11 protein-coding genes are annotated in these 12,564 nt (G+C 72.2%); 5 read left to right on the forward strand and 6 right to left on the reverse strand.

Going from position 1 to position 12,564, the window contains the following annotated elements:
• Window positions 1–21: 21 nt before the first annotated feature.
• From OG965_RS23595 to OG965_RS23620, 6 genes are all read right to left on the reverse strand, one after another.
• Window positions 22–2,667 (reverse strand): HAD-IC family P-type ATPase, encoded by a 2,646-nt coding sequence (locus OG965_RS23595; RefSeq protein WP_371654068.1) that lies wholly within the window; start codon window positions 2,665–2,667, stop codon window positions 22–24.
• Entirely contained in the window at window positions 2,651–3,034 is a 384-nt protein-coding gene (locus tag OG965_RS23600) for an ArsR/SmtB family transcription factor (protein WP_371654069.1), read from the reverse strand. Before OG965_RS23600 ends, OG965_RS23595 begins: the two co-directional genes overlap by 17 nt.
• A gap of 156 nt (window positions 3,035–3,190) precedes the next feature.
• Complete coding sequence (locus tag OG965_RS23605) at window positions 3,191–5,167, reverse strand: ABC transporter permease (protein WP_371654070.1); 1,977 nt, start codon at window positions 5,165–5,167, stop codon at window positions 3,191–3,193.
• 117 nt (window positions 5,168–5,284) lie between these two features.
• Complete coding sequence (modA, locus tag OG965_RS23610) at window positions 5,285–6,091, reverse strand: molybdate ABC transporter substrate-binding protein (protein ID WP_371654071.1); 807 nt, start codon at window positions 6,089–6,091, stop codon at window positions 5,285–5,287.
• Between the two features lie 89 nt (window positions 6,092–6,180).
• Window positions 6,181–6,576: a molybdopterin-binding protein gene (locus OG965_RS23615; protein WP_190093134.1), complete on the reverse strand. Its 396-nt coding sequence runs from the start codon at window positions 6,574–6,576 to the stop codon at window positions 6,181–6,183.
• Between the two features lie 245 nt (window positions 6,577–6,821).
• On the reverse strand, window positions 6,822–7,403 hold the full coding sequence (locus OG965_RS23620) for a hypothetical protein (RefSeq protein ID WP_079125728.1): 582 nt from the start codon (window positions 7,401–7,403) through the stop codon (window positions 6,822–6,824).
• A 142-nt stretch (window positions 7,404–7,545) separates the two neighbouring features.
• On the opposite strand from OG965_RS23620, the gene hemL reads away from it, so the two are divergent.
• The 5 genes from hemL (at window position 7,546) to OG965_RS23645 (ending at window position 12,563) form a co-directional block, all read left to right on the forward strand.
• On the forward strand, window positions 7,546–8,868 hold the full coding sequence (hemL, locus tag OG965_RS23625; protein ID WP_371654072.1) for a glutamate-1-semialdehyde 2,1-aminomutase: 1,323 nt from the start codon (window positions 7,546–7,548) through the stop codon (window positions 8,866–8,868).
• Window positions 8,865–9,554: a histidine phosphatase family protein gene (locus OG965_RS23630; protein ID WP_371654073.1), complete on the forward strand. Its 690-nt coding sequence runs from the start codon at window positions 8,865–8,867 to the stop codon at window positions 9,552–9,554. Before hemL ends, OG965_RS23630 begins: the two co-directional genes overlap by 4 nt.
• A gap of 255 nt (window positions 9,555–9,809) precedes the next feature.
• Complete coding sequence (locus tag OG965_RS23635) at window positions 9,810–11,048, forward strand: hypothetical protein (protein ID WP_371654074.1); 1,239 nt, start codon at window positions 9,810–9,812, stop codon at window positions 11,046–11,048.
• Between the two features lie 101 nt (window positions 11,049–11,149).
• Window positions 11,150–11,758, forward strand: a complete 609-nt coding sequence (locus OG965_RS23640) for a TlpA family protein disulfide reductase (RefSeq protein ID WP_371654075.1) — start codon at window positions 11,150–11,152, stop codon at window positions 11,756–11,758.
• A gap of 4 nt (window positions 11,759–11,762) precedes the next feature.
• A complete protein-coding gene (locus OG965_RS23645; RefSeq protein ID WP_371654076.1) occupies window positions 11,763–12,563 on the forward strand; it encodes a cytochrome c biogenesis CcdA family protein in 801 nt (266 codons plus the stop codon).
• Window position 12,564 lies beyond the last annotated feature (1 nt).

Below are 12,564 nucleotides of genomic sequence, written 5' to 3' on the forward strand. Positions count from 1 at the left end.
AACGGGCGGGGTGGGGGGAAATCACCGGTGCCCCCGCCCGCACCACCCCAATCCCCCCGCGTACAACGCCAACACCACCCCCACCAACGGGTAATACACCACCGGCAGCGCAGCCATCCCCAGCGCCGAGCCCACGGGCGTCAGGGGCAGCAGCAGACCCACCGCCGCGAGGGCGGACGCCGCCAGGGAGACCGGGCCGCGGCGGCCACGGCCCGTGCGGAGCAGGAGCATCACCAGCGCCTGGGTGAGCAGGTTCTCCGTGAACCAGCCGGTGTGGAACGACGCCTGGCCCTCCGCGTCGCTGCCCGCCCGCACCGCCCACGCCAGCACGGCGAACGTCGCGAGGTCGGCGGCGGCGTTGAGCAGACCGAAGCCGGTGACGAAGCGCAACACCTCGCGCGGGCGCAGCCGCAGCGGGCGGCGCAGGGCCGCCGGGTCCTGGCGGTCGTACGCGAACGCCAGCTGCGCCGCGTCGAAGCACAGGTTCTGGACCAGGACCTGCGCCGGGAGCATGGGCAGGAACGGCAGGAGCAGCCCCGCCGTCAGCATCGCTATGACGTTGCCGAAGTTGGAGGAGAGGGTGATCCGCAGATAGCTGGCTATCGTGCCGCCGCTGCGGCGGCCCGCCGCGATCGCGTGGTCCAGGGACGTGAGGTCCTTCGCCGCGAGCACCACGTCCGCCGCCTCACGCGCCACGTCCACCGCGTCGCGCGGGCAGATCCCGACGTCCGAGGCGCGCAGCGCGGGCAGGTCGTTGACGCCGTCGCCGAGGAAGCCGGTGACATGGCCGCGCTCGCGCAGTACGCGGACGATCCGGGCCTTCTGGTCGGGCGTGCAGCGGGCGAACACCGTGGTGCGGGCGGCCAGTTCGGCCAGTTCGGCGTCGGGCAGTCCATTGGTTCGGTCGGCCGTGACCACCTCCCCGGGCGGCAGGCCCAGCTCGCGGCAGGCCCGCGCGGCCGTTCCGGGGTGGTCGCCGGTGAGGACCTTGACCTCGACGCCGCTGCGGGCCAGCGCGGTCAGCGCGGCGGCGGCCGTCTCGGCGGTCGCGTCGCGCAGCCCCACCAGGCCGACGAAGGTGAGGCCGCGCTCGTCGGCCGTCGTGTATGCGCGCGTCCGCGCGGGCCGTTCGCCGAGCGCCACGGCGAGCACCCGCAGCCCGTCGTCGGCACGGGCGGCGGCGAGCGCGGTGATACGGGAGCGCTCCCCGGCGCCGAGCGCGCACCGCTCCAGGACCTCCTCGACGGCGCCCTTGACGATCAGGGTGTGGCTGCCGAGGCGGTCCGGGGTGCGGACGACGGCGGTGGACAGCCGGCGCACCGGGTCGAAGGGGAGGGCCGCGACCGGGTCGTGCTCCAGCGCGTCGAGCCCGCCCGGCAGCCGCTGCTCGGCGGCGTCGAGGAGGGCCTCGTCGAGGGCGTCGGCGGCCGGGACCTCGGCGAGCTGGAGCGTCCACAGGCTGTTGGCGGCCGCCCAGCGCAGGACGTCCGGGTCCTCGGCGCCGGACGCGTCCAGGGCGCGGTCGAGGACCGGGCGGTCCTGGGTGAGCGTGCCCGTCTTGTCGACGCAGACGACGTCGACGGCGCCCAGGTCGTGCAGCGCGGGCAGCCGTTTGACGATCACCTCGTGCGTACGGGCCAGGGTGGCCGCGCCCCGGGCCAGCGCCGTGGTGACGATCACCGGCAGCATTTCGGGGGTCAGCCCGACGGCCACCGCCACGGCGAACGGCAGGGTCTCCAGGCCGCGCCCGCGCAGCGCCGCGTTCGCCATCAGGACGAGCGGCGGCGTGAGCAGCATGAATCTGATCAGGATCCAGGAGATGCCGTACACGGAACGGTCGAAGGCGGTCGTACGGCGATCACCTCCGCGCACCTTGCCGTAAGCCCGCCTGCCGTAAGCCCACTTGCCGAAGGCCCGCCTGCCGAAGGCCGCCCCACCGTCGGCCGCCCCACCGAAGGCCGCCCCGCCGTCGTCCGCCTCCCCGTGCGCCGCCGCGAACCGCGTGTCCGCGCCGGTCGCGACGACCACTCCCGTACCGCTGCCGGAGGCCACGCTGCTGCCCTGGAAGCACAGCTCCGGGCGGTCGAAGCCGCTCCCGCCCGGGGACGGCTCGTCGGCCGGGTACTTGCGCACCGGGGCCGACTCGCCGGTCAGCGCCGCCTGATGCATCGTCAGCCCGGTCGCGCGCAGCAGTCGCAGATCCGCCGGGACCAGGTCGCCCGGGCCGAGCCGGACCACATCGCCCACCACCACCTGGTCCACCGGGATCTCGCGCGGCGCCGGGTCCGCGTCCGGGCCCGCCCGGCGCACCACGGTCGCCGTGGTCGCCACCAGCTCGCGCAGCCCGGCCGCCGAGCGGTCCGCCCGGTACTCACCCGCCGCCCGCAGCACACAGCTCACCGCCACCAGGACCGCGATGACGGCCGCCGTGCCCCACGCCGCGACCAGCGCCGACACCACGGCCAGCGACGCCAGCACCGCCGTGAACGGGTCCCGCAGACTCCGTACGAGCCGGAGGGGCCAGGACGGGGTGCGCCGGGTGGGCAGCACGTTGTCACCGTCGCGCGCGAGGCGGGCGTCGGCCTCGGAATCCAGCAGCCCGCGCGGCCCGGAGTCGAGCGCGCGCAACACCTGCAGCGGGGTACGCCGCTCAGGCGCCCAGGTCACGGACGAGTCCCGGAGTCGCGCCCGACCCGAGCCGGTCGTCCAGCCGCGCCACGAGCCAGCGCACCAGCTCGACCACCTCGGGGTCGTTCACCAGGTAGACCACCCGGCGGCCCTCGCGGCGGGAGCGGACCAGCCCGGCGAGCTTCAGCTTCGCCAGGTGCTGGCTGACGGCGGGCAGCGCCCCGCCGACGCGCTCGGCGAGCCCGGTCACGTCCGACTCGCCGTGGCTGAGCGCCCAGACGATGTGCAGCCGCGCGGGCGAGGCGAGCAGCCCGAAGACCCCGGCCGCCTCGCCGAGCACCTCGGCGGACGGATCGGCGGACGGGTCGGCGGGCGCGTCGCCCGACGAACTGGTCAGCTTCTTCACCGGCGCCTCCTGCCCGTGTCCCTACGTGATTCCGTACGTGATTCCGTACGCGATCCCGTACGCGATTTCGTACGCGATGAAGTCAGGCGGCCAGTCTAGGCGCGGCCACTGACACCGGGCCTTGTCCCCGGCCGCCCCGTCCTCCGCCCCCTCGCTCTACAGCGGTACGAGCGTGACCTCGGTCGCCTTCACGCTCGACCAGACCGCCACGCCCTCCGCCAGCCGCAGCTCGGCCGCCGCCTCCGGGGTGATCTCCGCGACCAGGTCCGGGGCGTCCGGAGAGCCGATCAGGACGCGCAGCCGGCTGCCGGTCGCGGTGATCTCGCGGACCGTGCCGGGCCAGGTGTTGCGGGGACTGCCGCCGGGCCGTTCGCGGTGGACCGCGACCGACTCCGGCGCGATGATCGCCAACGCGCGGCTGCCGGCGGGCAGTTGCTCGGCCGCGACGATCCGGCCGCCGCCGGGCAGCGCGAGCCCGTCCGCGCCGGCCTCGCCCGGCCAGGCGTTGCGGCCCAGCATCCGGGCCACCCAGGGGGAGCGCGGGTGGCGGGTCACCTCGGCGGGCGGGGCGTCCTGGAGGGCGCGGCCGCCGTCGAGCACGAGGACGCGGTCCGCCAGCGACACCGCCTCGACCGGGTCGTGGGTGACGATCAGGCAGACCCCGCCGAAGCCGTCGAGGTGGGTGCGCAGGGTGTGGCGGACGCGGGCGCGGGTCGTCTGGTCGAGGGCCGCCAGCGGCTCGTCGAGCAGGAGCAGCCGGGGCCGGGCCGCGAGCGCCCGGGCCAGTGCGACCCGCTGGGCCTGGCCGCCGGAGAGCTGGCCGGGCCTGCGGTGGGCGAGGCGGCCCACGCCGAGCCGGTCCAGCCACGCCTGCGCCTCCCGTCGGGCCTCGGCGCGCGCGACGCCCTGGGCGCGCAGCCCGTACGCCGTGTTGGCGAGCGCCGTCATGTGCGGGAACAGCGCGCCGTCCTGCGGCACCCAGGCGACCCCGCGCCGGTGCGGCGGCAGGCCGGTCACGTCCTGGTCGCCCAGGCGCAGTCCGGCACGCGCGCGTGGGGTGAGTCCGAGCAGGGCGCGCAGGAGCGTGGTCTTGCCCGCGCCGTTCTCGCCCACGACGGCGATGGTGGTGCCGGGCGCGGCGTCCAGGGTCAGCTCGGTGAACCCGCTGACCTCGGCGTGGAGCGCCCAGCGCCCGGCGGGGGAGGGCGACTTCGGGGCATCGGTGGACGTGGGCCCGTCGGACTCGTACGCGCGACTCTCCTCCGTACCGCGACTCTCCTCCGTACGTAGTACGGATACGGAACGCGTCCCGCCCCCTGTCCAGCGGCCGCGCAGGGCGACCAGGACCGCCATCGCGATGGCGAGCAGCAGCAGGGAGACGGAGGTCGCGGCCTCGGGGGAGTTCTGGAGCAGCAGATAGACCTGGAGGGGGAGGGTCTGGGTGGTGCCGGGGAGGTTGCCCGCGAAGGTGATCGTGGCGCCGAACTCGCCCAGCGCGCGCGCCCACGTCAGCGCGGCCCCGGCGGCGAGGCCGGGCGCGACCATCGGCAGCGTGACGGTCAGGAACACCCGGAACGGGGAGGCGCCGAGGGAGGCCGCGGTCTCCTCGTAGCGGGGGCGCAGCCCGCCGAGCGCGCCCTCCAGGCTGATCACCAGGAACGGCATGGCCACGAAGGTGGCGGCGACCACCGCGCCGGAGGTGTGGAAGGGCAGTGTGATGCCGAAGGTGTCCTCCAGCCACGGCCCGAGCAGCCCGCGCCGCCCGAAGCCGAGCAGCAGCGCCACACCGCCGACGGTCGGCGGCAGCACCATCGGGAGCAGTACGAGGGAGCGCACCAGCGCCTTGCCGGGGAAGTCCACGCGCGCGAGGAGCCACGCCAGCGGCACCCCCAGCACGAGGGAGAGGCCGAGCGCCCAGAAGGAGACGAGGAGGGACAGTCGCAGCGCCTCGGTGACGCCCGGGCTGGTCAGATGCGTACCGAGGTCGCCCCAGGAGGTGCGGGCCAGGATGCCGACGAGCGGCATCAGCAGGAACGCCACGGCGACCAGCGCGGGCACCAGCAGGGTGACGGGGGCGCGCAGGCCGCGGGAGCGGGCGCCCCTGCTCCAGCGGTCCGACCGGCTGCTCTTCATCGCGGCTTCCTGGGGCTTCTTGCGGCTGCTTGCGGCTTCGTGGGCTTCTCGGGGTGGTGCGGGGCCGGGGCCGCCCGTTTCGCCCCCCGTACGGAACGGGCGGCCCCGGCAGGGGAGTTACGGCTTCTGGAAGCCCGCGTCCTGGAGGATCTTCTGCGCCTCGGGGCTGCTGAGCCACTGCACGAACGCGGCCGCCGCGTCGGCGTTCTTGGAGGCCTTCAGGGTGGCGGCCGGGTACTGGGCCACCGCGTTCTGCGCGTCCGGGATCTCCACCGCGTCGACCTTGCCGGTGGCGGAGGCGGCGTCGGTCTTGTAGACGATGCCCGCGTCCGCCTCGCCGAGCTCGACCTTGGTGAGGACGGCCCGTACGTTCGGCTCCTGCGAGACCGGCTTGACCGTGATCTTCTGCGCGTCCAGGACCTTCTTGCTGTAGCGGCCGACCGGCACCTCGGGCGCGGCGAGCACGACCTTCAGCTTGGTGTCGGCCAGGTCCTTGAGCGCGCCGACCTTCTTCGGGTTGCCCTTGCCGGTGGCGATGACGAGCCGGTTCCTGGTGATGACGGTCGCCGCGCCGGTGTCCGACTTGAGCCCGTCCATGGTCTTCGTGTCGGCGGTGACCAGGGCGTCGGCGGGGGCGCCCTGCTTGACCTGGGCGGCGAGCTCCTGCGACCCGGCGAAGGAGAACGTCACCTTGGTACCCGGGTGCCCCTTCTCGTACGCGGCGCCCGCCGCCTTGAAGACGTCGGTCAGCGAGGCGGCGGCGAGAACCGTGAGCTTCGCCGCGGGCGCCCCGGTGGAACTCTTGGCGGTGCCCGGGTCGTTCTTCTTGTTGTCGTCGTCCTTGCCGCAGGCGGCGAGGGGGACGAGCAGCGCGGCGGTGACGACGGCGGCCGCGGCGCGGCGCCGGGTGAGGAAGGGGGCCATGGGGGCGGTACTCCTTGGGTGCTGAGCCGCGCCGGTGACGGCGACGCCGCTGGAACGTGGACGTACGGGGGTGTCCTGAGCGGGCGTGTCTAAGCGCGGTCGATGTGCACGCTGGTCGACTTCACGCGGGCGGTGGCCTGCATGCCGACTTCGAGCCCCAGCTCCTCGACGGCCTCCCGGGTGAGCAGCGAGACCAGCCGGTGGGGACCGGCCTGGATCTCGACCTGGGCGGCGACATCGCCGAGCTTCACGGCGGTGACGATGCCCGGGAAGGCGTTACGGGCGGAGGTGTACGAGACGTCGTCCTCGCCGGTGCCGTTCTGGGCGACCTCGACGGAGAACGCGGCCAGGTCGCGGCCGTCGATGAGACGGCGGCCGCTGTCGTCGCGGTGGGTGGCGACGCGACCCGCGTCCGCCCAGCGGCGGGCGGTGTCGGGGCTGACCCCGAGCAGGCGGGCGGCCTGGCCGATCGTGTAGGACTGCATGTGCCACAAGATAGGCCAGTTCAGGCCGCATTTACAGATGCTTTGGGCGTATGTACATCGCAGATGAGATGCCGGTGGAGGAAGCTCCAGGGGGTGTGGGGGTCGGTCCTGGGGGTGGTTCCGGCGTGGGTCGGCTCAAGCCGCACCCCATCGCGCCCTCCACTACCGCGAGCACGCCCTCAGCCTGGGCGTCCCGGAGGGGCGATCCTCGTAGAACCTGAGCGCCCCGCGCCCGACCTACCGGCTTACGGCCACACCAAGCAATAAGGCTGATGCCCAGCCTCATGCAGCCGTACAGAAAAGTCCTGCCACTCGTGCAGCAGCTGGTAGACGTTGAACGCGTCGCGCGGGCCGCCGCGGTCGGGGACCGTGGACCAGATGAAGGCCGCCGCGCCCACCGTCTCCTCGCCGACGCCCCGCAGCGGGTCCACGACCGTCATCGGGAGTTTGACCACCGCGTAGTCGGGGTGGAGGACCACCAGCTCCAGCGGGGGGACCTTGTGCAGCGGTATGCCCTGGATGCCGGTGAGGACCATCGCGGCCACCGTCTCCGGCTTGATCTTGGTGAACATGCCGCCCATGCCCAGCTCGTCGCCGCCGAGCTCCTCGGGGCGCATCGAGATCGGCACCCGGGCCGCGGTGGCTCCGTCGGGCGCGCCGAAGTACTTGTAGGTCACCCCCACTCGGCCACTTCCGTTTCCCGGACCCGTGACGCGGTCGATCCGTTCGATGCGCTCTTCCGCGTCGCGCCGGTGCCGTCCCCGCCGACGGGCGCGCTCGGGACCCCGGTCATCGGTCCCCTCGCCCAGTCCGCCACCGCGATGCATATCTTTCACCCGATTGCTTGTAGCCCGACTGCTTTGTAGACGGTGCGGCCCCCGGCGCGCAACCCGATCATCGTGTCAGTGACCTCCCCCACCGGGGTGCGGTGAAACACCTGTCCGCAAGAACGTCCGGGCCTCTGCCACCATGGCCTGTGTGAGCTATCCGTACGAATACGACGCCCCAGTTTCGCAGACGCTATTCGACCGCGCGTCCCTCGTGACGCCCGGCGGCGTGAACTCCCCCGTCCGCGCCTTCCGCGCCGTGGGCGGTACGCCCCGGTTCATGGTGTCCGGCAAGGGGCCCTATCTGACCGACGCCGACGGGCGCGAGTACGTCGACCTGGTGTGTTCCTGGGGTCCGATGATCCTCGGGCACTCGCACCCGGACGTCATCGCCGCCGTGCAGGAGGCCGTCGCGCGCGGCACCTCCTTCGGTACGCCCGGTGAGGGCGAGGTGGCGCTCGCCGAGGAGATCGTCGCCCGGATCGAGCCCGTCGAGCAGGTCCGGCTGGTGTCCTCGGGCACCGAGGCGACCATGTCCGCGATCCGGCTCGCCCGCGGCTTCACCGGCCGCGCCAAGGTGATCAAGTTCGCCGGTTGCTACCACGGTCACGTCGACGCGCTGCTCGCCGCCGCCGGTTCCGGCGTGGCCACGTTCGGGCTGCCGGACACCCCGGGTGTCACGGGCGCCCAGGCGGGCGACACGATCGTGCTCCCGTACAACGATCTGGACGCGGTCCACGCGGCCTTCCACGCCCACCCGGGCGAGATCGCCTGCGTGATCACCGAGGCCTCGCCCGGCAACATGGGCGTCGTGCCCCCGGCGGACGGCTTCAACGCCGGTCTGAAGGCGGCCTGCGCCAAGAACGGTGCGCTGTTCATCTCCGACGAGGTCATGACCGGCTTCCGGACGTCGAAGGCCGGTTGGTACGGCGTCGACGGGGTCAAGCCCGATCTCATGACCTTCGGCAAGGTCATGGGCGGCGGCTTCCCGGCCGCGGCCTTCGGTGGCCGCGCCGACGTGATGGCCCACCTCGCCCCGGCCGGACCCGTCTACCAGGCGGGCACCCTCTCCGGGAACCCTGTCGCCACCGCCGCGGGCCTGGCCCAGCTGCGGCTGCTCGACGACGCCGCGTACGCCAAGGTCGACGCGGTGTCGAGCGAGATCCAGTCGCTCGTGACGGCCGCGCTCGCCAAGGAGGGCGTCGCCCACCGGCTCCAGACGGCGAGCAACATGTTCTCCGTCTTCTTCACCCCCGACGGGGTGCGCGACTACGAGGGCGCGAAGAAGCAGGAAGCATTCCGCTTCACCGCCTTCTTCCACGCGATGCTGGCGAACGGCGTCTACCTGCCGCCGTCCGCCTTCGAGTCCTGGTTCGTCTCGACCGCCCACGACGAGCGCGCGATCGAGCGCATCGCGGCCGCGCTGCCCGCCGCCGCCCGTGCCGCCGCGGAGGCCACCGCATGAGCCAGAACCACACCGAAGACATCACCGTCGTGCATCTCATGCGCCACGGCGAGGTGCACAACCCCGACGGCGTGCTCTACGGGCGGCGCTCCGGCTACCACCTCTCCGAGCTCGGCCGGCAGATGGCCGACCGGGTCGCCGAGCACCTGGCGGGCCGCGACATCACGCACGTGGTGGCGTCCCCGCTGGAGCGCGCCCAGGAGACGGCCACCCCGATCGCCAAGACGCACGGCCTTGACCTCGGCACCGACGAGCGGCTGATCGAGGCGGGCAACGTCTTCGAGGGCAAGACGTTCGGCGTCGGCGACGGCGCCCTGCGCAAGCCCGCCAACTGGAAGCACCTCACCAACCCGTTCCGCCCGTCCTGGGGCGAGCCGTACGTCGAGCAGGTCGTACGGATGATGGGCGCCCTCGACGCGGCGCGCGACGCGGCCCGCGGCCACGAGGCGGTCCTGGTCAGCCATCAGCTGCCGATCTGGACCGTGCGCTCCTTCGTGGAGCGGCGGCGGCTGTGGCACGACCCGCGCAAGCGGCAGTGCACGCTCGCCTCGCTGACGTCGTTCACGTACCGGGGCGACAAGATCGTCTCGGTGGGCTACAGCGAGCCCGCCCGCGATCTGGTCCCGTCGCACCTGCTGGCCGGGGCGAAGCCGGTCAAGGGGAAGGCGAAGGCCTTCGGCGCGTGAGCGCTTCGCTTTGATGGAGGGCGCTGTCCGCCGGCCGGTGGGGGCTGGTCGCGCGGTTCCCCGCGCCCCTGAGGGGCACGGGGAACCGCGACCCCCTCGTCGCCCTGCGTAGACCGAATCTGACGACCCGTACGATTTGCGAAGATTTGTGCGACTGTACGGAACCATCGCACGCTCACAGGCATCTCATCTGATGTCCACAGGGCTGTGGCCGGTGTGGACACCGGGGACGACGATGCGATGGGGACGAACGGTATGCGTGGGATCAGTCGAAGGGGAATGCTCGGGCTGGGACTCGGGGCCGCCGCGGCGGTCGGTGTGGCCGGTTGCGGCGGCGACGACTCGGGCGGCGGCAAGGCCGGTAGCGGCGACGGCAACGGCAAGGGCGCCCAGGGCTCCGGCAAGAAGGCGGACGCCAAGCTCATCGGCGACGGCTCCACCGCCGACACCGGCAAGCAGCCGCACCAGCCCCCCAAGCCCGTCCCCCTCGAACCCGGCCAGACCCCGCCGCAGTTCGTGGTCTTCTCCTGGGACGGCGCCGGCGAGGTCGGCAACGGCCTCTTCCCGCGCTTCCTGGACCTCGCCAAGAACCACGGCGCCTCGATGACCTTCTTCCTCTCCGGGCTGTATCTGCTGCCCGAGTCGAAGAAGCGGCTCTACCACCCGCCGAACAGCAAGGTCGGCGCCTCGGACATCGGCTACCTCACCGACGACCACGTCAAGGCGACCCTCACCAATGTGCGCCGGGCCTGGAACGAGGGCCATGAGATAGGCACGCACTTCAACGGGCACTTCTGCTCCGGCCAGGGCGACGTCGCCAAGTGGACCCCGGCCCAGTGGCAGAGCGAGATCGACCAGGCGATGTCGTTCGTGACCAACTGGAAGACGAACACCGGCTGGACCGACGAGGACCCGCTGCCCTTCGACTACAAGCGCGAGCTCATCGGCGGCCGCACCCCGTGTCTGCGCGGCCAGGACAACCTGCTGCCGACCGCGCAGAAGCTCGGCTGGCGCTACGACGCCTCCTCGCCCGGCGGCACCCAGGTCTGGCCGGTCAAGCGGCACGGCCTGTGGGACCTGCCCCTCCAGGCGATCCCCTTCCCCGGGCACTCCTTCGAGGTCCTCTCGATGGACTACAACATCCTCGCCAACCAGTCGAAGAATTCGACCAAGGCGCCGCCGGCGAACTACCCGGGCTGGCGCAAGCAGGCCGCCCAGGCGTATCTCAAGGGATTCACGCGTGCGTACGAGTCGAATCGCGCGCCGTTCTACATAGGCAACCACTTCGAGCAGTGGAACGGCGGCATCTACATGGACGCCGTCGAGGAGGCCCTGAAGGGGATGGCGGGCAAGAAGGACGTGCGCCTGGTCTCCTTCCGGCAGTACTGCGACTGGCTCGACGTCCAGGACCCGAAGGTGCTGGCGAAGCTTCGTACGCTGGGGGTCGGCCAGAAGCCCGCCGGTGGCTGGAACACGTTCCTCCAGCAGGCGTGAGCAGCGGGCGGCGCGGTTCTTTAGGCGGTCTTGACAAGGGTCTTTACGGGCACTCAGGGGGGTGCCCAAGATCCCCCAAACGGTCATGCGAAACTTTTCACATGTCCGTGAGCCCTGCCCTTCCCCGTCGCCGCGCCTTCCTGCTGGTCACGGCAGTCGCGGCCACCGGTGCGCTGACCCTCACGTCGTGCGGCTCCGGTGGCACGTCCGGCGGCTCGGGCGACACCAAGTTCGTCACCGGCACCGGCGGCATCTCCACCGTCGCCAAGAGCGGCCGGCACGCCGCGCCAAAGCTCTCCGGCGAGACCGTCGACGGCAAGCAGTTCGACGTCGCCGATCTCAAGGGCAAGGTCGTCGTGCTGAATGTGTGGGGCTCGTGGTGCGCGCCCTGCCGGGCCGAGGCGCCCTATCTCAGCAAGGTCGCCAAGGAAACCCGCTCGAAGGGCGTCGAGTTCGTGGGAATCAATACCCGCGACACCGACAAGGGCCCGGCCGTCGCGTTCGAGAAGCAATTCGACGCGGACTATCCGAGTCTCTACGACCCGATCGGCAAGCTCATTCTCCGCTTCCCGAAGGGAAGCCTGAATCCGCAGGCCATTCCGTCGACGATCGTGCTCGACAAGGACGGAAAGATCGCGGCCCGGGCGCTGATGGCGCTCGACGACAAGAAGCTCCACCAGATGATCGACCCGCTGATCGCGGAGAAGTGATTCCGTGGACGCGTCCCTGACCGCACTCGCCGCGCAGTCGACACTCGCCGCCCAGGCGACGCCCGGCGTCAACGACACGGTCCTGAGCGGGGCCCTGCTCGTCGCCCTGCCGGTGGCCGTGCTCGGCGGGCTGATCTCGTTCTTCTCGCCCTGCGTCCTGCCGCTGGTGCCCGGCTACCTCAGTTACGTGACGGGGGTCACCGGCACCGATCTCGCCGAGGCCAAGCGCGGCCGGATGGTCGCCGGGGCGAGTCTGTTCGTCCTCGGGTTCACCGCCGTCTTCGTCTCCGGCGGGGCCCTCTTCGGCTTCTTCGGCCAGACGCTCCAGGACCACAACGGCACGCTCTCCAAGATCCTCGGCGTGCTGATGATCCTTATGGGCGTCTTCTTCATGGGCATGATGCCCTGGCTCACGCAGCGCGAATTCCGGTTCCACAAGCGGCCGGTGACCGGGCTCGCGGGGGCGCCGATACTGGGCGCCCTCTTCGGCGTCGGCTGGACGCCGTGTCTGGGGCCGACGCTCACCTCGGTGAACGTGCTGGCCATGGACCAGGCGAGCGCCGGCCGCGGAGCCATACTGACCGTCGCCTACTGCGTCGGTCTCGGACTGCCGTTCGTGCTGGCGGCGGTCGCCTTCCGCAAGGCCCTCGGCGCCTTCGGCTGGGTGAAGCGGCACTATGCGTGGGTGATGCGCACCGGAGGCGTGATGATGATCGCTACCGGTCTGCTGCTGCTCACCGGGGCCTGGGCGGAGCTCATCCAGCAGGTGCAGGTGTGGTCCAACGGCTTCCAGGTGGGTGTCTGAA

This window comes from Streptomyces sp. NBC_00224 (assembly GCF_041435195.1).
In the GTDB taxonomy this organism is placed as follows: domain Bacteria; phylum Actinomycetota; class Actinomycetes; order Streptomycetales; family Streptomycetaceae; genus Streptomyces.

Bases quoted from the DNA above. Each gene is read 5' to 3' on its own strand.
- modA (WP_371654071.1), bottom strand. From the start codon at position 6,091: ATGGCCCCCTTCCTCACCCGGCGCCGCGCCGCGGCCGCCGTCGTCACC.
- OG965_RS23620 (WP_079125728.1), bottom strand. From the start codon at position 7,403: ATGCATCGCGGTGGCGGACTGGGCGAGGGGACCGATGACCGGGGTCCC.
- OG965_RS23630 (WP_371654073.1), top strand. From the start codon at position 8,865: ATGAGCCAGAACCACACCGAAGACATCACCGTCGTGCATCTCATGCGC.
- OG965_RS23605 (WP_371654070.1), bottom strand. From the start codon at position 5,167: ATGAAGAGCAGCCGGTCGGACCGCTGGAGCAGGGGCGCCCGCTCCCGC.
- hemL (WP_371654072.1), top strand. From the start codon at position 7,546: ATGGCCTGTGTGAGCTATCCGTACGAATACGACGCCCCAGTTTCGCAG.
- OG965_RS23640 (WP_371654075.1), top strand. From the start codon at position 11,150: ATGTCCGTGAGCCCTGCCCTTCCCCGTCGCCGCGCCTTCCTGCTGGTC.
- OG965_RS23635 (WP_371654074.1), top strand. From the start codon at position 9,810: ATGCGTGGGATCAGTCGAAGGGGAATGCTCGGGCTGGGACTCGGGGCC.
- OG965_RS23615 (WP_190093134.1), bottom strand. From the start codon at position 6,576: ATGCAGTCCTACACGATCGGCCAGGCCGCCCGCCTGCTCGGGGTCAGC.